Here is a 21,816-nt window from a genome sequence, read left to right as displayed (position 1 = left end):
CCTACTTTCCAAAACCGCAATTCGGGAAGGTACAGACGTGGCAATTCAGGCACAGGCCGCCTTCACCGAGACCGGCCAGGTCTTCTGCCGTTACCGGGACGTCGGCTATGAGTGACGGCAGGACGAGGTCGAAAATCGTCCGCTTGGCGTACATGACACAGCCCGGCAGGCCGACGATGGGGCGGCCGTCGCCGGCATAGGCCAGGAGGAACATGGCTCCCGGCAGGACCGGAGCGCCGTAGGAAACCATGCAGGCACCGGTATTCTTGATGGCCAGCGGCGTCTGGTCATCGGGGTCGACGCTCATGCCACCGGTACAAAAGACCATATCCATGCCCTGAGCCAGCATATCCTGGATAGCCGCCGTGATGGCCGCCGGGTCATCGGCCAAGGTCGTGTGCATGGCCATGACGGCCCCGTATTCAGCCAGCTTGCTTTCGATGACCGGCGTAAACGTATCTTCAATGCGGCCGTGAAAGACTTCATTACCCGTCGTGACGACGCCGGCCTTTTTTTGACCGAAGGGATGGACATCCAGGAGCGGTGCCGGACCGGCCGCTTCCTTAGCCGCTGCCATCTTATCCTTCTTGATGACCAGGGGAATGATGCGCGTACCGGCCAGTTTATCGCCCTTACGGACCGGGAAGCCGCCATGGCGGGTGGCAATCATCATTTCTCCCAAAGAATTGACGGCTTTCAATCCGTCGCGCCGGATGGTCAGGACGCCGTCGCAATCGGCGATGAGTTCGATTTTCCCTTCTTTCGGCTCACTGCCATGCATATTCGTCCCCAGGCAGATATCGCGCAGGATGGCCGCGGCTTCATCTTCATGGAGCAAGGTATCGTCCTTTTCCCAGATGTAGACGTGGTCCTTGCCGACAGACAACAGGACCGGGATATCTTCCTTAGTAATCACATGGCCCTTGCGGAAGACCGGGCCTTTGGTGACGCCGCGGATGATCTGGGTAATATCGTGGCAGAGGACATGGCCGACAGCCTCTTCGGTTTTCATCATTTTCATAACTATCTATCCTTCCATTGTTTGTAATTTCTGCAGTTCATCGTCATTGAACCACTGCTGGAACTGACGGTCTGCCATGGCGTGCAGGGCTTCATCCATCTGTTCATACCGGGCCAGGATGATCTCAGCCTGCCGAGTCAGGACCGACCGGCCGCCGTCTTTGCCGCCGACATAACGGCGGATGAGGGGAAATCCCCAGATGGCCTCAGCATTACGCATGATCGTCCAGGCCTTGGAGTACGACATCGCCATTTCCCGGGCTGCCCCCTGCAGGGAACCGTGACGGCGGACACCGTCCAGCAGTTCTGCCACGCCGGGGCCAAAAGCCCGCTTATCCCCCAGGAGACACAGCGTCACCTTGCAGTGCAGCTTCTCTTTGGCCATAACCCCACCTCCTTCAAGCGTTATTCGTATCTGAAAATAACGATTGTACTTAAACTTATTATACATGAAAATTTGTTAGCTGGCCATACTTTTTTTGTAATTGTATATCCGTCAGTACTCATCATGTTATAATGTACTTATTATGTGTAAAGGATGTGATAGGATGTCAAAAACACGTCGTTCCCCGTCACTGGGCCTGATTGTCCTGGCTGGCGGCCTCAGCACCCGGATGGGCCGCGATAAGGCAGGCCTTCCCTGGCATGACACGGATTTGCTGACAGACCAGCTCCTGCGCAGCCAGGCCTATCCTTTTTCAGAACGCATCATCGCCATCAATCGGCCTTATACACCGCATGAGCTGCCTGCGAAATTAGGCCGCACGGTCCATCTCGTCGCGGACAGTTATCCCGGCTGCGGCCCCTTAGGCGGCCTGGAAGCCGCTTTGCACAGTGGTACCAGCGAGTTCTACCTGGTCCTCTCTGTCGACCTTCCCTTTTACAACTTTGCCCCCGTCCCGGACCTAGTCAAGTTACTGCGGCACCAGCCTGACCTGCTGGCTGTCATTCCCAGGACCGAAAACAAGCAGGACCAGCCCTTGGCCGCCTTATACAGCCGCCAGCTCCTGCCGGCCGTCGCGGACCATCTGCAAAAGGGCGAATACCGCTTACGCCGCCTCTACCAGGCCGTGCCGGCAGCCTACGTGGATGAATCCTTCCGGCCTGCCTTATACCTCAACATCAATACGCCCGAAGCTTATGAAGCCGCCAAAGGGCGCGATGCCAACAGTTGCCGCCAAGTCCCGGTCGTCACCCTGACAGCCCCGGACTCCGGCGACGGCAAGACGACAGCCGCCACGGCAGCCATTGCTGAATTGACGCGGCGCGGCTACCAGGTCGCCTATATCAAGAGCACCCACCATATCGTCACCCGCCAAAAGATTGGGTCCGACACGGACCGGGCCCAAAAAGCCGGCGCCGTCTCGGTCTGTCTCTGCGGCCCGGCCGATGTCCCCGAAGGCCTGTCGAAAGAAGACTATATCCTCGCCCTGTCCCAGCAGCAGCTGGCCGACCTGGTCCTCGTCGAAAGCCGCAGCCACGGACCATTCCCGCGGATCGACGTGACACAGGCCGACACCGGGACACTGGTCGATGACATCTTATTCCTCACGGGCTACCGTTCGTCGGCGATATAATCGTTTTGTTCTTTTCTTCCTTGCACCTCCACAAAAGAAGTCCTACACTGAGACTAGTAAAGTATATCTTATCCGTGGTATACTAAAAATCTCCAGTTTATTTTTAAGTGAGGTGTTACTATGTGTGCCTATAAAAAAATAGACACCGTCTGTCCCTACTGTGGCACAGGCTGCGTCATCACCTGCACGGTCGACACGGAAGAGAACCGGGTCATCGAAGCCAAAGGCTCGCCGCGCGGTGTCAACAACGAAGGCCGTCTCTGCCTGAAAGGGCTGTACGGCTGGGACTACCTGAACGACCCTCAGATCCTGACTAAGCGGATCCGTAAACCGATGATCCGCAAAAACGGCAAGGGTACGCCCCTCGTCGAAGTATCCTGGCAGGAAGCCATCAAATACGCTGCGACCCGCCTCAAGGCAATCATCAAGGAATACGGCCCGGATGCCGTCATGGGCGCCGGTTCGGCCCGCGGTCCCGGCAATGAGGCCGCCTATATTACCCAGAAATTCATGCGCGCCGTCGTCGGTACGAACAATGTCGACCACTGCGCCCGCATTTGACACGCTCCATCGGTTACCGGACTCGGTGAGTCCGTCGGTGAAGGTGCTATGTCTTTCAGCGTTCCCGAACTCGAAGATGCAGAAGTCATTTTCGATATCGGCTATAACGCGCCGGTCTCGCATCCCCTCGTCGCCCGCCATATCGTCCGGGCCAAGAAGAAGGGCTGCAAGATCATCTGTGTCGATCCGCGCCTGACAGAAACAGGGCGCATCGCCACCATTTATCTGCCTATCAAGGGCGGCACGAACATGCTCTTCCTCAACGCCATGGCCCATGTCATCGTCACGGAAGACCTGGTCGACCACGATTTCATCGAAAAGCATACGACAGGCTTTGCCGACTATGCCAAAGAAGTGGCCCAGGAAAAATACGCTCCGGAAGCCGTCGCTGCGGCAACCCATCTCGACCCCGGCGACATCCGCCGGGCTGCGCGCCTGTTCGCCTCGTCCAAGCACACCATGACCCTCTGGGGCATGGGTATCACCCAGTTCTCGCAAGGCGTCGAATGTGTCATCGCCTGCTCCAACCTGAGCCTCATGACCGGCAACTACGGTCATTACGCCACCGGCGTCGGCCCCGTCCGCGGCCAGAACAACGTCCAGGGGACCTGCGATATGGGCGTCCTGCCCAACCAGTATCCCGGCTATCAGGATGTGACCGATGACGCGATCCGCCATAAATTCGAAAGGGCCTGGGGCGTCTCCCTGCCGGCCCATGTCGGCCTGCCCTTGACCTACGTACCGGATAAAGTCCTGCGCGAACCGGACCCGAAAAAACGGATCCATGCCTATTACATCATCGGCGAAGACCCGGCCCAGTCCGACCCGGACCTGCCGGAAATCCGCCGCACCTTGTCGGCCATCGACCTGGTCATCGTCCAGGATATCTTCTTCAACAAGACCTGCGAATATGCCGACGTCGTTTTCCCGGCCACGGCCTGGGGCGAACACAACGGCGTATACACGGCCTGCGACCGCCGCTTCCAGCGTGTCCGCAAGCTCATCGAACCTCAGCCGGGCTGCAAGACGGACTGGGAAATCCTCTGCCTCATGGCAACGGCCATGGGCTATCCCATGCACTATGACAACACCGAACAGATTTGGGATGAAATGCGCTCCCTGTGCCCGAAATTCGCCGGCGCCAGCTATGAAAAAATGGTCGAGAACCACGGCGTCCAGTGGCCCTGTACGGAAGACAGCCCGGACGACACGGGGACGCAGTATCTCCATAAAGACGCCCAGTTCGCCACGGCTGACGGCAAAGGCCATTTCTACTACTATCCCTGGACCCCGGCCAAAGAGCTGGAAAGTCCCGAATACCCCCTGTCCCTGTCGACAGTCCGCGAAGTCGGCCACTACTCCGTCCGTACCATGACCGGCAACTGCCGCCTCCTGGCCGATTTGGCCGATGAACCGGGCTACATCCAGATGAACCCGGAAGACTGCCAGGAACTGGGCATCGCCAACGGCGACCTGGTCCGCGTCGTCTCCAAGCGGGGCCATACCATCACCCGCTGCCAGGAAACAGACCGCGTATCCAAGGGGGCTACGTATATGACCTACCAGTGGTGGATCGGCGCCTGCAATGAACTGACGTCAGCAGCCCTGGACCCGAAGAGCCATACGCCGGAATTTAAATACTGTGCCTGCCGCGTCGAAAAAATCGACGACCAGAAACAGGCCGAACGCGATGTAAAAGCGCAATACGCCGCCATCCGCGCCCGCATGGGCATTGAAGTAAAGGAGGTGTAAACGATGTTTAAACACGTCAAGACAGACCCGGAACTCTGCATCGGCTGCAAGACCTGCATGGCCGCCTGTGTGGCCAGCCATACGGGCAAGGCCCTGTTCGCCCTCAAGCCGAAGAGCTTCGACTTCACACCGCGGGTCCATGTCGTTTACACGTCGAAGGTCACCAAAGCCGTCCAGTGCCAGCAATGCCCGAAGCCGCGCTGCATGGAAGCCTGCCCCTTCCATTGCATCTCCCTGGGGCCGGACTCGGTCGTCATCGACGAAGATGCCTGCCGGGGCTGCGGGAAATGTTCCCGTGCCTGCCCCTTCCAGGCCATCAACATGACCAAGATCTACCACGGTGACACCAAAGGCCGCCCCTTCCGCATCGTCGCTTATAAATGCGACCTCTGCGCCAACACAGAAACGGGAGAACCGGCCTGCATCCCCGCCTGCCCGACGGAAGCCCTGAGTCTCTTCGACCCGGCTGTCGTCGCCGCCCAGCGGGCTAAATTGAAGGCACAAAAAGAAGCCGCCAAAACGCAGGCAGCTTATGAAAAAGCATTGAAAAAAGGAAAGCCATAACCATGGAAATCGTTACGATTACCGAAGCAAGGCGCCGTCTCGACGGCGCCTTGCCTTCCTATAAAGCGAAAATCGAATACGTTACACCGGACCAGGCCCTGGGCCGCATCACAGCCCGGGACATTACGGCGGCCCATGCCTATCCGCCGTACCGCAAATCGCCTTTCGACGGCTACGCCATCCATAGTCATGAAGGAACCACCTATGAAGTCGTGGCCACTATCGGCGCCGGCATCGTCTACGAAGGCCCCGTCGCCGCTGGACAGGCTGTACGCCTCATGACGGGCTGCGCCGTCCCCGGCGACTGCGATACGGTCATCCCCCAGGAATGCGTCGATCACCGCGGGACCCGTATAGAAGTGACAGAAACCATAAAACCCGGCAGCAACATCATCCCTGTAGGCGAAGAATGTAAGCCCGGCGCCATCATCATCCCGGCTGGGACCAAGCTCACAGCCGGCGCCCTGTCCGTCGCCGTGGGCCTGGGAAATGACCGGCTTCCCGTCTATGCCAAACCAGAGGTCCTCTTCCTGACCTCCGGCAGGGAACTGGTCATGCCCGGAGAAGTGCGGCACGACGGCCAGATTTACAACTCCAATGCCTATCTCTTCCAGTCTTTATTGGAACAGTACGGCGCAGCCGTCACCTTCTATCACGTATCCGACGGCCCGGATGACCTGGCCGATGAAATAGCTGCCGTCCGCCGCCTGGCTCAGGGCAAGGACCTCATCGTCAGCACTGGCGGCGTTTCCGTCGGTCTCTATGACACGATGCCCCAGATTTACGAAGCCCTCGGTGCCGTCCAGCTTTACAACCGCATCACCATGCGGCCCGGCTCGGCCTCTTACGGCGGCGTCATCGACGATAATGGCCATAGGATACTCATCCTCGGCCTGTCCGGCAATCCGTCGGCCTCGTTCAACGCCTTCCACCTCCTGGCCGTGCCCATCCTGCGCCGCCTCAATGGCGAAAGGGCCTGCGAATTTCCCCGAATTACCTGCCGCCTGGGCGACGCGATTCACAAGCAGAACCCTGTCGACCGCTTCGTCCAAGGTCTCCTGACCTACGAACAGGGTCAGCCCGTCTTTACGCCCAATACGACCTTGACGTCCAGCGCCCTGCTTGGCCTCGCCCATACCAACGCCTTGGCATACATAAAAAAAGGAACGCCCCCATTGCCAAAGGGCACTCCCATCGAAATAATATTGTTAAAAGCGGTTCCGTAATTTATAAATTTATAATAAACTATTTCCAGAGATAGCTTGATGATTCGGTTTTCCTCGCGAAAGCGGGGTGAGCTTTATGAAAGTATACGAAGCATTATCATTGATGATTGCTTTTGCTACGCTTGTCGTATTGATCATTTCAGTTTGCAAATAACATTGTAACCTGAAAAAAACCGCATACCAGCGGTACACGGTTTTCTTCAACCTACAAAATCAACAGGGAAAGCCGATGCACCACCATCAAGCTATCTCTTTTTATATTATAACAAAAAATGAAATCAAAAACTATAGCAAAACCCGTTCTGGATGGGCAAATATTTTGAAAGAGTCGGGCCGCAAGCCGCAGGCCAGGGTAATCCCGTACTGCTTGGCCAGGGACACGCCCAGGCTCGTCGGCAAGGCCCGCGATGCCAGGAAGCGAACGCCCATGCCGTGGACCTTTTCGATGACCGATTGAGGAACGCGGCCACTGAAGACCAGGACGGCCTGGCTGACATCGATGTGCTGTAACTCGACGAAGCCCCGCAGGCGGTCGAGGACGTTGTGGCGGCCAATATCCTCCGTATAGATGAGGACCTCGTCGCCCTGGACCAAAGCCCCTTCGTGGACGCCGTGCGAAGCATGATGGGCCGTCGACAAGCTATCCAGGAGGCCGCCATAAGAACAGAGCCGGTTCGCCGTAATCGGCACAAAGGGGGCCTTTTCGGGAACCGCTGCGGCTCCCGTTTCCGTCGTGACCCAGGCAGCCTCATCGTGCAGGCAGACATGGACCAGCTTACGGCCAGCCGGGACTTTCCCTTCAGCCAGGCAGTAGCCGGCGGCCAGGATATCCACATCTTCCGGCGAAGACACGAGGGTACTGATGCGCTGCCCGTCAAGGTAGAGCGGCGTCATCACTTCGACGGCAATAGACTGCTTTCTTTCCACAGCACCTTGATGATAGTCGATATAGGGTAATTCCCGGCACGACGAAAAATGCAAGTCCTTCTTATCATAATCCATCAAACATCCCCCCTGCCCATCCAGAGCAGTGCCGTCAGGACGGCGCCGCCGAGGTTCCGGGCCTTGTCAGAAATCGTGAAGCAGTTTTCCCGTTCATCATCCCGCGGATCGATGTCGGCCATCTTGAAGCCCTGGGGCACGTAATAACCGTCGCGGATCAAGCCCCGGACGAACCCCGTCAACGATGCCGGGACAGGGACCCCCATCGACGCCGACGCCGTCGTCCCAACAGGAATTGCTTCTTTTGTCAGGACAGCCATAGGCTGTCCTTTTTTTACTTTGTCGCCGATGTGGACCAGGCCGTACACGAAACCAGCCCGGGGACTGTGAATGACGCGCTCCTTGCCGTAGCCGGCAATCAATCCGGGTATCCCCGTATTGGCAATGGCCGTTCCCTGCCAGAGGATGCGCCCCAGCTGATGACCCCGTTTCGTTTCAATGACGGCATCGACATCGACACCAGCCGTGAACCCCGGGCCTAAGGCAACCGTATGAGGAGCCATTTGACGACTCGTTCCGAGATTTTTCTTAGCCAGGATGGCATCGACGACGGCCCAAGGCTTTAAAGTCGCAATCGATGTCCCCGAAGGATCCACGATGAGGGGAATGTCATCAGCCTCCCACACGGCCTGGACCTCAGCCAGCGACTGACAGCAACGGCACATCAGATTCTCGACCGTGGCCGTACCATCATAGACGGCTTCACAGAGCGCTACCTGACGCCGGATAGCCGACGGCCGCTCCACTTCCAGCAACAGCAGGCGGAACCCAGCCTCATACAAAGACTGGGCCACGCCCGTCGCCAGATCCCCGGCGCCGCGGATAATGACCAGTTTCTCTCTCATAAGACCACCTTTCCACATCAAATATCAAACATCAAACATCAAATATCAAACATCAAACATCAAATATCAAACATCAAACATCAAACATCAAACATCAAACATCTCTATTATAGTACAACTGCCTATACAAAAGACAGCTTTCATTTCTTTTTCCGGCTATACGGCGTCCCTTCTAAGGGCAATGTCGTCTGGAACTGGCCATTCCATCTATAGTAGGCCCCGGCTACGGCCGGAGCGGTAGGGATAGATGTGATTTCGCCGACGCCGATGGCGCCGTAAGCTACGTCGACGCCTTCTTTTTCGATGGGGATAGCTTCGACATCCGGGGCTTTATCGGCCCGGAACAGGCCCAGTGTCCCGAATTTCGCCGTCGGTTTGCAGTGGTCCAGGGGATATTGTTCCGTCAGGGCATAGCCGCAACCCATAATGGTGCCACCTTCAATCTGGCCTTCCAGGCTCTTACGGTTAACGACGCGGCCCACGTCGTGAGCGGCGACCATCTTGCGGATGGTTCCGTCTTCGTTGAGGATGCAGACATGGGTGGCGTAGCCGTAGGCGACATGCGATACGGGATGGGGGACGTCAGCGCCCATCTTGTCGGTCTTGCCCAGGTATTCGCCGACGTATTCCCGGCCGTTGAGGACATCCAGGTCGCTCCGGCTGAAGCGGACGGCTGCCGTCGCCGGCGATTCTTTTTCTACCGTTACGCCTTCCAGGTAATCACTGGCATGACTCGTTTCTTCGTAAGGCAGACCCTTGGCGGCAAAGAGGTCGCGCCGCAGCTGGACGGCGGCCCGCCGGGCAGCTTCCCCGGTCAGTGTCGTCTGCCGCGATCCCGACGTCGTGCCGGCATCGGGAGCCGTCGCCGTATTTGGCATATGCCATTTGATATCTTCAATGGGAAGGCCAGCTGCCTGGGATACCATCTGAACCAGGACCGTGCCAACGCCTTGGCCGATACAGGAAGCCGATGAATAGATGTGGACCATATCGTCCTTGATGACCAGGCGGCAGCGGCCATAGTCGGGCAGGCCGACGCCGACGCCGGAGTTCTTCAGGGCACAGGCGATGCCGACATAGGGACCGCTGTGATAATATACATCTTTGACGGCGTCCAGTGTTTCGGCTAAGCCTGTCGACGGATCGGCAATCTGGCCATTGGGCAAAACCTGGCCCGGCCGGATGGCATTGCGGTAGCGGATTTCCCAGGGGTCGATGCCGACGAGTTCCGCCAGTTTATTCAAGTTTAATTCCGTCGCAAAAATAGTCTGAGTGACGCCAAAGCCGCGGAAAGCCCCGGCTGGCGGATTGTTGGTATAAACAGCTTTGCCGTCGATATCGATGGTCTGGTAATTATACGGCCCAGCGGCATGAGTACAAGCGCGCTGTAGAACAGGGCCACCCAAGGAAGCATAAGCCCCGTTATCGGTGACGGCGACGAGTTTCATGGCCGTCAGCTTCCCCTTTTCATCACACGCCGTCGTCAGGTCCATACTGAACTGATGGCGTTTGGGATGGATGAGGATGCTCTCCTGCCGTGTCAACTTCACTTTACATATCCGTTTACACACATAGGCGACGAGAGCTGCCAAATGCTGGACTGTCACATCTTCCCGGCCACCGAAGCCGCCGCCGACGAAGCAGTTTTCGACGATGACTTTATCTTCCGGCAGGCCCAGCATAAGGGCCGTTTCCCGGCGCGTATCGTAAATGCCCTGATCCGACGAATAGATGAAGACGCCATCATCAAAAGGCATGGCGACGGCACATTCCGGTTCCAGGAAGGCGTGTTCCGTCCACGGCGTCTCAAAGTGATGCGTCACTTTATATTTCGAGGCCGCAATGACAGCGTCGGCATCGCCGCGGACCAGGTGTTCATGGGCCAGGATATTCGTACCGGCCGACGGATGGACCAGCGGAGCCCCTTCTTTCAAAGCGTCAGCAGCACAGGTCAGGGGCGGCAGTTCTTCATATTCGATGTCGACGAGCTTCTTGGCCTGTTCCAGTATTTCCGGCGTTTCCGCAGCCACCAGGGCAATGGCGTCGCCCAGGAAGTGCGTCGTCGAGCCCACAGGGATGAGCGTATCCCAATCGGCCTTCAAGTGGCCGACTTTGACAGAACCCGGAATGTCATCGGCCGTCAGGACACAGACGACACCGGGCAGGGCCTTGGCCTTTTCCGCATGGATGGCCTTGACGACAGCCCGCGGATAGGCACTGCGGATGGCACTGCCATAACACATGCCGGGCAGGTCGACGGCATCCAGGTCATCCGTATACTTGCCGATACCCAGGACCTTGGCTTTGACGTTGATGCGCTGGCAAGGATCGCCGACACCGCGGTAGCCGCCGCGGACCGGGATTGCCTGGCCTGTGCGCAGCAAGTCCGCTGCCATGGCGATGGCGTCGATGATTTTCTTATAGCCCGTACAGCGGCAGATATTGTTGCGGATGGCGGCGGCGATTTCCAGCCGCGACGGCACCGGGTTGGCGTCGATGAGGGCCTTGCCGCACATGACCATGCCGGGGATGCAGAAGCCGCACTGGACGGCGCCGGCTTCGCCAAAAGCATAGACGAAGACATCCTTTTCCCGCTGGGACAGGCCTTCGACAGTCAACACGTGTTTACCAGTCATGCGGCTGACCTTCTGGACACAGGTCTTGGTCGCCTTGCCGTCGATGACGACGGTACAAGTCCCGCAAGCCCCTTCACTGCAACCATCCTTGACGGATTTCAGGCGCAGGTCGTTGCGCAGGACGTCGATGAGTTTCCGGTCCCCATCTGCCTCTATTTCACGGTTGTTTACCCATAGTTTACATAATTCACTCATAATGCCACCTTCCTAATGATCAAGATTATCTTTCATCGCGGACCGATGCAACAGGGTTCCATAGCCGCGTTTTCCACAGAATTGGTTGTCTTTTGCAATGATTTCACCGCGAAGCATAGTCAGCCGGATCGTTGCCCGGACGGTCATGCCTTCATATGGCGAATAGCCGCAGGTCGTGTGCAGGTTCTCTTTGGCAAAGGTCCGTTCACCTTTCGGGTCGATGAGGACGAGGTCGGCATCGCTGCCGGGCAGCAGCGTCCCTTTGCGCGGGTACAGGCCAAAAATTTTCGCCACATTGGCACTGGTGACTTGGACGAACCGTTCCAGGGTCAGCCTCCCTTTCAGGACGCCTTCGCTGAACAACAAGGGCACCCGTTCTTCGACGCCGGATACACCGCCGGGACACTGGCGGAAATCACTGACATTCTCCTGTTTTTCAGCTATCGTAAAGGGACAGTGGTCCGTCGCCACCGTCTGTACGGTCCCCTCTGCCAGGGCCTGCCATAAGGCCCGGTTGTCTTCTTCTTTCCGCAGCGGCGGTGCCAGCATATATTTGATGCCTTCCAGGGGGCCGCCCTGGCGGAATTTATCTTCTGTCAGCAATAAGTATTGCGGACACGTTTCACTGTATATGTGGCGCTGGCCCTGGCGCCGGGCCAGGCGTATCTGGTCCAGGCTCTCATGGGCCGACGTGTGGACGATATAGACCGGTGCATCGCCGCAAGCCCGGGCCGCTGCCAGGACATTGGCAACGGCTGAGGCTTCGGCTGCGTTAGGCCGCGTCCTGGCCTGTCCGATAGGCTGCAAATCCTGTGGCCCCAGGGAATCCCGCAAGGCGTTGGTAATGCCGTCGCTTTCGGCATGGACCGTAAGCAGTCCGCCATGCTTCTTGATGACCGGCAGGAGCTGCATCAATTCTCTTTCACCGACAGGATAGCCATACGTCGTATAGGCCTTGAAGCTGGGAAACCCTTCGTCGATGAGCTGGCCCAATTCTCGCAGGACCTGATCATCGACGTGCTGGATGACGCCATGGAAGCTATAGTCGACCGGACAGGGTGCCGCCAATTTTTTATACTGTTCAAAAGGATAGCGCAGGGAACAGCCGGCCGGCCCAAAGGCCATATGGTCCAGGATGGTCGTCGTGCCGCCGCAGGCCGCCGCAACGCCGCCGCTGTAAAAGTCATCACAGGCGCGATACTTCGGCGATTGCTGCAGGTCCATATGGGTATGAGCATCGATGCCGCCAGGGCAGACATAGAGGCCATCGGCGTCGATGACTTTTTCATGGCCATTGTGGACAGCCTTTCCCAGGGCCTGGATCTTTCCCTCCCTGACGGTGACGTCAGCCCGGAAATGTTCCCCTTCCAGGCAGACCGTCCCGTTTTTGATGACGTAATCCATGGTTTCCCCTTCTTTCTCTATTCAATCAGCAAATAGCCGTAATCGCGGCAGACCGTTTCCATAAAGGTCCGGATATCTTCTGGGATGGCTTCATCAGCCGTCCCTAAGGTCGTCGACCGGATTTCCCCATCCAGGCGGACCTTGCAGAAGCCGCTGACCTTGTCGATGACGACAAAGCCCTGATTATCACTGTGTTCCAGGTCCTCTTCGTTGGCAAAGAGGGTGAATTTATCTTTATACGGCGCACCGCCCCAGGGACAGAAAGTCCGGCAGTTGCCACATTCATTGCACATATAGTCGACATGGAGAATCTGGGCCTGCATATGGCCCGGTACGGCAATAGCCACATTGGCCCGGTTCGGGCAGACTTCCACACAGGCTTCACAGACGCTGTCGCAATGGAGGCAACGGCCGTCACAGCCCGTTACCGGCGCCGCTTCCAGGACGCCTCGGCGAGAGTAAACGTCGTTTACATCGGCTGGAATCAGGGTATCGACACTGGTCATCTGTCCCAAGATAGCTTCAGCTGCCTTTTGGCCGTCGGCGATGCATTCTACGACAGACGTGGTCTTACCGTAATGGCCGTCGCCGATGATCGTCAGCCCGTCGATAGTGCTGGCCAAGGTATCCCCAATTTTCCCTTTGACGCCGCAGGCTGCCAAGATTACATCATAACCCTGCAGTTCATCGAGCGAGGCAATCGCCTTGCCGACGACGAGGTGAACGCCCATCTTTTCGATGAGAGCCACATCGCGATCGATGGCTTCCGGCGAAATCTGGCCTTTTTTTTCACATAAGAAGGTCCGCACCAGACCGCCAGGTTCATCGTTCTTATCGAAGACAGTCACATCGAAACCGCCGCGAGCCAAGAAATAGGCAGCCGACAGTCCGGCAGGGCCGGCACCGATGACGGCAGCTTTCTTCCCATTAGGCGACGTAGCCTGCAAGGTCGTCATGACGCTGGCATAGCCCTTTTCAGCGGCAATCAGTTTATTGCGCCGGATTTCGACAGGGTCATCGCAGAAATTGCGCGTACAGCTGTTCATGCAGGTATGGTAGCAGACGGTCCCCGTCGTAAAGGGCAGGGGGTTCTTTTCCAGGATGATCTGCAGCGCCTGGTCATATTTCCCGGCTGCGACGAGGTCCATATAAGCCGGGATATCCTGATGGATAGGGCAGGTCTGGCTGCACGGAGCCATGAAGCAGTCCATCATGGGCAGAGCCTGGTCGTTCTTGCGCTGCTGGGCCTTGGGATCCAGGCGGGCATAGTGGGCATCGCCTTTCGCCTTGGTCAATAAGGCATCCAGGGCATCGACGTTTACACGAGTAAACGACTGACCCATCTTTCCTTCAAAACACTGGGCCAGCTGGGCAAAGCGTTCATAGCCGCCCGGTTTGAGCAGCGTCGTCGCCACCGTGACCGGCCAGATACCCGTCTGGACGATATCGCCGATATTGTGGGCATCGGCACCGCCGCTATAGGAAATCGGCAGGGTCCCGCCAAAGGCTTCGCTCAGTTTCTTGGCCACGTTCATGGCCAGGAAGAACAGGGGCTTGCCGGACATATACATTTCCGTCCCCGGCAATTCATGGCGCGTAATGTCGACGGGGAAGGTATTGGTCAATTTTACGCCAAATACCAGGCCTTCCGCCCGGCCGGCTTCCTGTAGGCGCTTGAGCATGGGCACGGCGTCTTCATACTGCAAGTCGGCCTTGAAATGGCTGTCGTCAAAGACCATATGGCCGTAGCCAAGGTCATCCATGCAGTGGCGGACGAAGTCATACCCCAGTAAGGTCGGATTGCATTTGACGAAAGTATTGAGGTGTTTTTCCTTCAGTAAATAGCGGGCGATCCGTTCGATTTCATCGGGCGGACAGCCATGCATGGTCGAGACGGTGACAGAATTGCAGATAGCTGCCGGAATGGCTTCGACGTCTTCGCGGCGGAGCTTCTGGAAGCGGTCCAGATGGGCCAGGAGCCAAGCCTTGCAGTCGGCAAAGGCAGCCGTATGGGACGCATCTTTCAGATTTTCGATGAACGAATCGATCTTCGCCGTCTGGATACCGGCCAGGTCGTAGCCGACGGACATATTGAACTGCATCCCGTCCGGACTCCCTAAGCCGTATTCGACGGCCATGACGTGGACCAGGAACCAGGCCTTGATATATTCTTCCAGGGCCTTCGGTACGGTCAGCTCCGTCGACCATTCGACGTTATAACATTCATCGTCGGCTTTGATGCACGGCTTGGGGACGGGCAGGTCTTCACCGTCGATTTTCTGGACCGTCTTCAGTTCGAAGAAACGGGCACCGGCCACATAGCCGGCAGCGATATTCTGGGCCAGCTGGGTGTGCGGGCCGGCAGCCGGGCCAAAGGGCATTTCCAAAGGACGGTCAAAGATATGATAAGTCCGTTCCGGGTCGGCTTGTACGTGATGGTGGACGCCGAAAATCGTCCCTGTCGGCGCTTCTGTCAGGACCCAGTTCATTAATTTTCCAAAGGGAATAGATGTCATGCGATCACTCATGATAGATTCCTCCTTATAAATAGCCATTAATGCGTCCGGCCAGGGTAGCAGCGCCTTCGCGGATCTTAGCCATCAGGGCTTCTTCGTCGACACCGGTGAGCTGGCGGTTTTCCATGAGGACTTTACCGTTGGCAATGGTCGTGACGACGTCGTGGCCGTTCATGCCAAACAAGATGTGGCCGTTGATATTTTCTTCATTCATCGGCGTCGGCGCGATGTAATCCATGACGATGACGTCGGCTGCCGCCCCTTCAGCCAGTACGCCTAAGGGCGCTTTGAAATAGCGGTTGGCAATGACCGCATTGTTATAGAACAACATCTGCGGGACTTCCGTCCAGGCGGCCGTAGCGTCGCAGAGGTGATGTTTGTGGAGAATGTTGGCGACTTTATAGGACTCGATCATGTCGTGCGTATAGCCATCGGTCCCCAGGCCGGTCAGTATGCCGCGGTGTACCATGTCCATCGTCGGCGGGCAGCCGCAGGCATTGCCCATATTCGATTCCGGATTGTGGACGACCATCGTGTCCGTTTCCTTGATGAGGTCCATTTCATGCGGATTGACGTGGATGCAGTGGCCGAGCAGCGTCTTCGGGCCCAGGATATTCCAGTCATAGAGGCGGTCGATGATGCGCTTGCCGTGCTTTTTCAGGCAATCCTGCAAATCTTCGATGCCTTCGGCGACGTGGATATGATATCCCACACCATCCGGTTTATGTTCCGCTGCCAGGGCCATCGTTTCGTCGCTGATCGTGAACTGGGCATGCATACCCATCATGCCGGCGAGCATGTCCGTCGTATCGGCTTGGGCGTGGCGGATCCAGGCTTCATTTTCCAGGACGGCCTGCCGGGCTTTATCCTGGCCGTCGCGGTCAGAAACTTCATAACAGAGGCAAGAGCGGACGCCCAGTTCCTGTGCGGCCTGGCCGATGGCAAAGAGGCTGTCCTTGATTTCACCAAAGCTGGCATGGTGGTCGAAGACCGTCGTCACGCCGTTCTTGATACATTCGACATACGTTTCCATGGCACTCAGGTAGGTCAGGTCATTGGTCAAGTGGCGGTCGATGTTCCACCACAACCCGTCGAGGATGTCCAGGAAGCCCTTAGGCGCATAGCCGTTGATATTCAGGCCCCGGGCCATGGCACTGTAAATGTGTTCATGGGTATTGATGAAAGCCGGCATGATGACGCCGCCTTTGGCATCGATGAAGTCCGCATCGGGGAAAGCCCTGCGTATTTCGGCGGTCTGGCCGACGCGGCAGATCTTCATCCCGTCCATGGCTACGGCGCCATCGGGAACATATTGATTCTTGGCATCACGCGTGATAACGTGTCCATTTCCGACGATTAACATATGAATTACCTCCTTCGAACATATGTATAAACCATAATCCGTTATAAGTTCTTGCGTTTTGTTCATGATATTTTTGTCATTCCCGTATCTATCTTAATAGTACCTTCTTCCGACCGACCTGTCAATTTTTTTTTAGCCTAAAAATTTTTTATTATCTTTTTGTTATAACTCGACGGGAAAGATGTTTTTTCGACATACCTTTTTTGGCTTGAAACCGTTGATTTATCGCGAAAATATGATATATTAACAGTACCTAAAAATTTTTTAGCAGGCGAGCTAATAAACTGTTTTGACGGTACGCAAGTTAAGAGAATCGTTGTTTTATAAGAGAGGGGTGCCCCTATGTTAGATGATGTTGTACTGAACTTCTTACGCCATTTGGCCAAAGGCCTGGCTGACCAATTCGGCCCGAACTGTGAAGTCGTCATCCATGACCTGAGCGATAATTACAAAGAAAATTCCATTGTAGCCATTGAAAACGGCCACGTCACCAACCGCAAAGTCGGCGATGGCCCGTCCATGGCCGTCCTCGATGCCCTGCGCAGCGAGCCCGACAAACTCCAGGACCATACGAGTTACCTGACCAAGACTAAAGACGGCCGCATCCTCAAATCGACGACCATCTATATCCGCAATGAAAATCAAAAAGTCATCGGCATCTTCTCCATCAACTACGACATTACGGAATTGATGATGGTTGAAAATGCCATCAAGCCGCTCATCTCCGTCGCTTCCAAAGAAGAACAGGTCAGCCCGATTCCTCAGAACGTCACGGACCTCCTGAACGAACTCATCGAAGAATCGACGCGACAGGTCGGCAAACCCGTCCCCCTGATGACGCGCGAAGACAAGATCAAAGCCATCAAGTTCCTCAACGACCGCGGGGCTTTGCTGATTACCAAGGCCGGCGACAAAATATCCAAACACTTCGGCATCTCCAAATACACCCTGTACAGCTACATCGACAGCAGTGAAGAGTGAGATTAGTGGCTCGTGGCTCGTGGCTAGTGGTTTGTGGCTTATGGCTTGTGGCTCGTGGCTCGTGGCTCGTGGCTCGTGGCTAGCATCGTAGGGGCCGCCCAAAGGGCGGCCCTTTTCCTATGCCCAAATGTAACAGCTTCCTTTCATGCCTTGCAAAAAAAGTGTAGGTGCCTAACAAATTTTTAGCTTTCTCCTATTGCAAATCTGCAAGGTCATGTTATACTCTAGGTATACAAAAACTTTTAGATTTACTAAAATATTTTTTTCAGTTTATCTCAGGAGGTACGGATGATGAAGAAAGATATGAAATGGGCTATGAACCATCTGCCCAAATCAGACGATAAAAATTTACCGATTATGTCCCTCAATGAAATCTCTAAAGCCCGGACATTCCACCAGAGCTTCCCGCAATACAGTGAAACGCCCTTGACTCAGCTCACACAGATGGCCCGGTATTTAGGCTTAGGTTCGATTTTCGTCAAAGACGAATCGTACCGCTTCGGCCTCAACGCCTTCAAAGTCCTGGGCGGTTCCTATTCCATGGCCAAATACATCGCCAAGGAAACGCACCGCGACGTATCGGACCTGCCTTATGAAGTCCTGACTTCGGATAAACTCCGCCAGGAATTTGGCCAGGCCACCTTCTTCACGGCCACCGATGGCAACCACGGCCGCGGCGTCGCCTGGGCGGCTCAGAAGCTGGGCCAGAAAGCCGTCGTCCACATGCCGAAAGGCACGACCCAGACGCGGCTGGAAAACATCAAGAAGCTCGGCGCCGACGTCGACATCCTCGACCTCAACTATGACGACTGCGTCCGCCAGGCGGCTAAAGAAGCCGCTGCCACGCCGCACGGCGTCATGGTCCAGGATACGGCCTGGGACGGCTACGAAGAAATCCCTTCGTGGATCATGCAGGGCTACGGTACGATGGCCATGGAAGCTGGCGAACAGCTGAAAGCGCAGGGCGTCGAACGGCCGACGCACATCTTCGTCCAAGCCGGTGTCGGTTCCCTGGCCGGTGCCGTCGTCGGCTACTTCGCCAATCTCTACAAAGACAACCCGCCGAAATTCATCGTCGTCGAAGCATCGGCCGCAGCCTGCCTGTACAAAGGCGCCGCAGCGGGTGACGGCAAGCCCCGCATCGTCGGTGGCGACCTGGATACCATCATGGCCGGCCTGGCCTGTGGCGAACCGAATACGATTTCCTGGGACATCCTCAAGAATCACGTCACGACCTTCGTAGCTGCCGATGACCCCATCACGGTCCGCGGCATGCGGATGCTGGCAGCGCCCCTCAAAGGCGATGCGCCCATCGTATCCGGTGAATCCGGTGCCGTTCCCTTCGGCACGCTGGCTACGATCATGTTATCCGACGAATGTAAAGATATACGCGCTGAGCTCGGTCTCGATGACCGCTCCCAGGTCCTGGTCTTCTCGACCGAAGGCGATACGGATCCGGAACGGTATAAGAATATCGTCTGGCGAGGATTAAATAAATAAAAACATTATATTAAGATATAGGAGTGATTTTCATGACAGTACCGTACGAAAAAATCAAAGAGGCTGCTAAAGGCTATGAACAGGATATGACCCGCTTCCTCCGGGACATCGTCAAATTCCCCGGCGAAAGCTGCGGCGAAAAGGAACACATCGACCGCATCGCCGAAGAAATGCGCAAACTCGATTTCGATAAAGTAGAAATCGACCCCATGGGCAACGTCCTGGGCTACATGGGCACCGGCAAGACCCTCATCGGCTTCGACGCCCATATCGATACCGTCGGCATCGGCAACAAAGCCAACTGGAACTTCGATCCCTATGAAGGCTTTGAATCGGAAACGGAAATCGGCGGCCGCGGCACGTCGGACCAGCTCGGCGGCATCGTATCCGCCGTCTACGGTGCCCGCATCATGAAAGACCTGGGCCTCTTGTCCGATAAGTACACCGTCCTGGTTACGGGTACGGTCCAGGAAGAAGACTGCGACGGCCTTTGCTGGCAGTATATCATCAACGAAGACAAGGTCCGCCCGGAATTTGTCGTTTCTACGGAACCGACAGACGGCGGCATCTATCGCGGCCAGCGCGGCCGTATGGAAATCCGCATCGACGTCCAGGGCGTTTCCTGCCACGGCAGTGCACCCGAACGCGGTGACAACGCCATTTACAAGATGGCTGACATCCTCCAGGACGTCCGGGCCCTCAATGAAAATGACGCCGCCGACACAACGGAAATCAAAGGCCTGGTCAAGATGCTCGACAAAAAATACAACTCCGAATGGGAAGAAGCCAACTTCCTCGGCCGCGGTACCGTCACATGCTCCCAGATTTTCTACACCTCGCCGAGCCGCTGCGCCGTCGCCGACTCCTGTGCCGTATCCCTCGACCGCCGCATGACCGCTGGCGAAACGTGGCAGAGCTGCCTCGATGAAATCCGCGCCCTGCCGAGTGTCCAGAAATACGGCGATGACGTCAAAGTCAGCATGTACGAATATGCCCGCCCGAGCTACACCGGCCTGACCTACCCCATCGAATGTTACTTCCCGACCTGGGTCATCCCGAAAGACCACAAAGTCACGAAGGCCCTGGAAGAAGCTTATACGTCCCTCTTCGGCGACAGCCGTATCGGTGCCGCTGAAACGGAAGCCATGCGCAAAGCCCGTCCCTTGACGGATAAATGGACCTTCTCGACCAATGGCGTTTCCATCATGGGCCGCAACGGCATCCCCGTCATCGGCTTCGGCCCTGGCGCAGAAGCCCAGGCTCATGCTCCCAACGAAAAGACATGGAAACAGGACCTCGTCACTTGTGCTGCCGTCTACGCCGCTCTGCCTTCTGTATACACCGATAAATAATCACATCCCATAACGATTAAAAGGAGACTACCCTATGAAAACCTTACAGGACTACATCGATAAATTAAACGCCCTCAACTTCAAAGATATGTATGAAAACGACTTTTTCCTCACCTGGGACAAGACCGATAACGAACTGGAAGCCATCTGGGTCCTGGCCGATGCCCTCCGTTTCATGCGGGAACACAATATTTCCACCAAAATCTTTGAAAGCGGCTTAGGCATTTCCATCTTCCGCGACAATTCGACGCGTACGCGCTTCTCCTTCGCCTCGGCCTGCAATCTCCTCGGCCTGCAGGTCCAGGACCTGGACGAAAAGAAGAGCCAGATTGCTCACGGCGAAACGGTCCGCGAAACGGCCAACATGATTTCCTTCATGGCCGACGTCATCGGCATCCGCGACGATATGTACATCGGCAAGGGCCATACGTACCAGAAAGAAGTCGTCGACTCCGTCACCCAGGGTTATAAAGACGGCATCCTCGAACAGAAGCCGACTCTGGTCAACCTCCAGTGCGACATCGACCATCCAACCCAGTGTATGGCCGACGCGGCCCATATCATCCATGAAATGGGCGGCCTGGAAAACTTGAAAGGCAAGAAAATCGCCATGACCTGGGCTTACTCCCCGTCCTATGGCAAACCCCTCTCGGTCCCGCAGGGCGTCATCGGCCTCATGACCCGTCTGGGCATGAACGTCGTCCTGGCTCATCCCGAAGGCTATGAAGTCATGCCGGACGTCGTCGACGTCGCCAAAAAGAACGCCGAAAAATCGGGCGGCTCCTTCCGCATCACCCACGACATGGCCGACGCCTTCAAAGACGCCGACGTCGTCTATCCCAAGAGCTGGGCTCCCTTTGCGGCTATGGAAAAACGGACGAATCTCTACGCTGCTGGCGACCAGGCCGGCATCGATGCCCTGGAACAGGAACTGCTGGCTCAGAACGCTCAGCACAAAGACTGGTGCTGCACGGAAGAATTGATGAAGACCACAAAAGACGGCAAAGCCATGTACCTCCATTGCCTGCCGGCCGACATCAACGGCGTCAGCTGTGAAGACGGCGAAGTCGAAGCCTCCGTCTTCGACCGCTATCGCGATTCCCTCTACAAGGAAGCCAGCTACAAGCCCTATGTCATCGCTGCCATGATCATGCTGGCCAAATGCCAGGATCCGGCTCAGACCTTGAAAGCATTAGAAGAACGCGGCATCCTGCGCAAAATGAAATAACCTGACCGTCAAAGGTGCCGGTCCTCCGGACCGGTGCCTTTTTCATTCCCCTATCATGCGTTTTACTCATCATTTATAAAACTTTTGTACACAT

The 21,816-nt window shown here is 56.4% G+C and carries 17 protein-coding genes; 9 read left to right on the top strand and 8 right to left on the bottom strand.

Annotated features, from left to right (window positions below; translation table 11 throughout):
* Position 1: 1 nt before the first annotated feature.
* Positions 2-1,021: a molybdopterin-binding protein gene (locus C6362_RS04595; protein WP_014015580.1), complete on the bottom strand. Its 1,020-nt coding sequence runs from the start codon at positions 1,019-1,021 to the stop codon at positions 2-4.
* 6 nt (positions 1,022-1,027) lie between these two features.
* Positions 1,028-1,405 carry a winged helix-turn-helix domain-containing protein gene (locus C6362_RS04590; protein ID WP_014015579.1) on the bottom strand — a complete coding sequence of 126 codons (378 nt, stop codon included), beginning with the start codon at positions 1,403-1,405 and terminating at the stop codon, positions 1,028-1,030.
* 163 nt (positions 1,406-1,568) lie between these two features.
* Between C6362_RS04590 and C6362_RS04585 the strand changes: the two genes are divergently transcribed.
* The 5 genes from C6362_RS04585 to C6362_RS12290 all read left to right on the top strand — a co-directional run bounded on the left by C6362_RS04585 (position 1,569) and on the right by C6362_RS12290 (position 6,854).
* Positions 1,569-2,597 (top strand): molybdopterin-guanine dinucleotide biosynthesis protein MobB, encoded by a 1,029-nt coding sequence (locus tag C6362_RS04585; protein WP_014015578.1) that lies wholly within the window; start codon positions 1,569-1,571, stop codon positions 2,595-2,597.
* A gap of 120 nt (positions 2,598-2,717) precedes the next feature.
* A complete protein-coding gene (gene fdhF, locus C6362_RS04580; RefSeq protein WP_080596481.1) occupies positions 2,718-4,910 on the top strand; it encodes a formate dehydrogenase subunit alpha in 2,193 nt (730 codons plus the stop codon).
* A 3-nt stretch (positions 4,911-4,913) separates the two neighbouring features.
* Positions 4,914-5,474 (top strand): 4Fe-4S dicluster domain-containing protein, encoded by a 561-nt coding sequence (locus tag C6362_RS04575; protein ID WP_014015575.1) that lies wholly within the window; start codon positions 4,914-4,916, stop codon positions 5,472-5,474.
* Between the two features lie 2 nt (positions 5,475-5,476).
* Complete coding sequence (locus tag C6362_RS04570; protein ID WP_014015574.1) at positions 5,477-6,700, top strand: molybdopterin molybdotransferase MoeA; 1,224 nt, start codon at positions 5,477-5,479, stop codon at positions 6,698-6,700.
* A gap of 76 nt (positions 6,701-6,776) precedes the next feature.
* A complete protein-coding gene (locus C6362_RS12290) occupies positions 6,777-6,854 on the top strand; it encodes a putative holin-like toxin (protein WP_222705726.1) in 78 nt (25 codons plus the stop codon).
* A 131-nt stretch (positions 6,855-6,985) separates the two neighbouring features.
* Here the strand turns inward: C6362_RS12290 and C6362_RS04565 are convergent, their stop codons facing one another.
* From C6362_RS04565 to ssnA, 6 genes are all read right to left on the bottom strand, one after another.
* Positions 6,986-7,702, bottom strand: coding sequence for a formate dehydrogenase accessory sulfurtransferase FdhD (locus C6362_RS04565; RefSeq protein ID WP_014015573.1), 717 nt, complete (start codon positions 7,700-7,702; stop codon positions 6,986-6,988).
* A complete protein-coding gene (yqeB, locus tag C6362_RS04560) occupies positions 7,702-8,547 on the bottom strand; it encodes a selenium-dependent molybdenum cofactor biosynthesis protein YqeB (RefSeq protein WP_014015572.1) in 846 nt (281 codons plus the stop codon). The genes C6362_RS04565 and yqeB overlap by 1 nt, the downstream gene beginning before the upstream one ends.
* A 140-nt stretch (positions 8,548-8,687) precedes the next feature.
* On the bottom strand, positions 8,688-11,378 hold the full coding sequence (xdh, locus tag C6362_RS04555) for a selenium-dependent xanthine dehydrogenase (RefSeq protein WP_014015571.1): 2,691 nt from the start codon (positions 11,376-11,378) through the stop codon (positions 8,688-8,690).
* 12 nt (positions 11,379-11,390) lie between these two features.
* Positions 11,391-12,782, bottom strand: coding sequence for a dihydropyrimidinase (gene hydA / locus C6362_RS04550; protein ID WP_014015570.1), 1,392 nt, complete (start codon positions 12,780-12,782; stop codon positions 11,391-11,393).
* 17 nt (positions 12,783-12,799) lie between these two features.
* Positions 12,800-15,310 carry a putative selenate reductase subunit YgfK gene (gene ygfK, locus C6362_RS04545; RefSeq protein ID WP_014015569.1) on the bottom strand — a complete coding sequence of 837 codons (2,511 nt, stop codon included), beginning with the start codon at positions 15,308-15,310 and terminating at the stop codon, positions 12,800-12,802.
* A 13-nt stretch (positions 15,311-15,323) separates the two neighbouring features.
* Positions 15,324-16,661: a putative aminohydrolase SsnA gene (gene ssnA / locus C6362_RS04540; protein ID WP_014015568.1), complete on the bottom strand. Its 1,338-nt coding sequence runs from the start codon at positions 16,659-16,661 to the stop codon at positions 15,324-15,326.
* 342 nt (positions 16,662-17,003) lie between these two features.
* On the opposite strand from ssnA, the gene C6362_RS04535 reads away from it, so the two are divergent.
* The 4 genes from C6362_RS04535 to ygeW all read left to right on the top strand — a co-directional run bounded on the left by C6362_RS04535 (position 17,004) and on the right by ygeW (position 21,722).
* Positions 17,004-17,642 carry a helix-turn-helix transcriptional regulator gene (locus tag C6362_RS04535; RefSeq protein ID WP_014015567.1) on the top strand — a complete coding sequence of 213 codons (639 nt, stop codon included), beginning with the start codon at positions 17,004-17,006 and terminating at the stop codon, positions 17,640-17,642.
* Positions 17,643-17,933: 291 nt separating this feature from the next.
* Positions 17,934-19,142 carry a diaminopropionate ammonia-lyase gene (gene dpaL, locus C6362_RS04530; protein ID WP_041647094.1) on the top strand — a complete coding sequence of 403 codons (1,209 nt, stop codon included), beginning with the start codon at positions 17,934-17,936 and terminating at the stop codon, positions 19,140-19,142.
* A gap of 32 nt (positions 19,143-19,174) precedes the next feature.
* Positions 19,175-20,494, top strand: coding sequence for a YgeY family selenium metabolism-linked hydrolase (locus C6362_RS04525; RefSeq protein ID WP_014015565.1), 1,320 nt, complete (start codon positions 19,175-19,177; stop codon positions 20,492-20,494).
* A gap of 34 nt (positions 20,495-20,528) precedes the next feature.
* Complete coding sequence (gene ygeW / locus C6362_RS04520; protein WP_014015564.1) at positions 20,529-21,722, top strand: knotted carbamoyltransferase YgeW; 1,194 nt, start codon at positions 20,529-20,531, stop codon at positions 21,720-21,722.
* Positions 21,723-21,816 lie beyond the last annotated feature (94 nt).

It is taken from the genome of Megasphaera elsdenii DSM 20460 (assembly GCF_003010495.1).
GTDB classification, from domain to species: domain Bacteria; phylum Bacillota; class Negativicutes; order Veillonellales; family Megasphaeraceae; genus Megasphaera; species Megasphaera elsdenii.
This window is presented reverse-complemented; position numbering and strand designations above follow the sequence as displayed.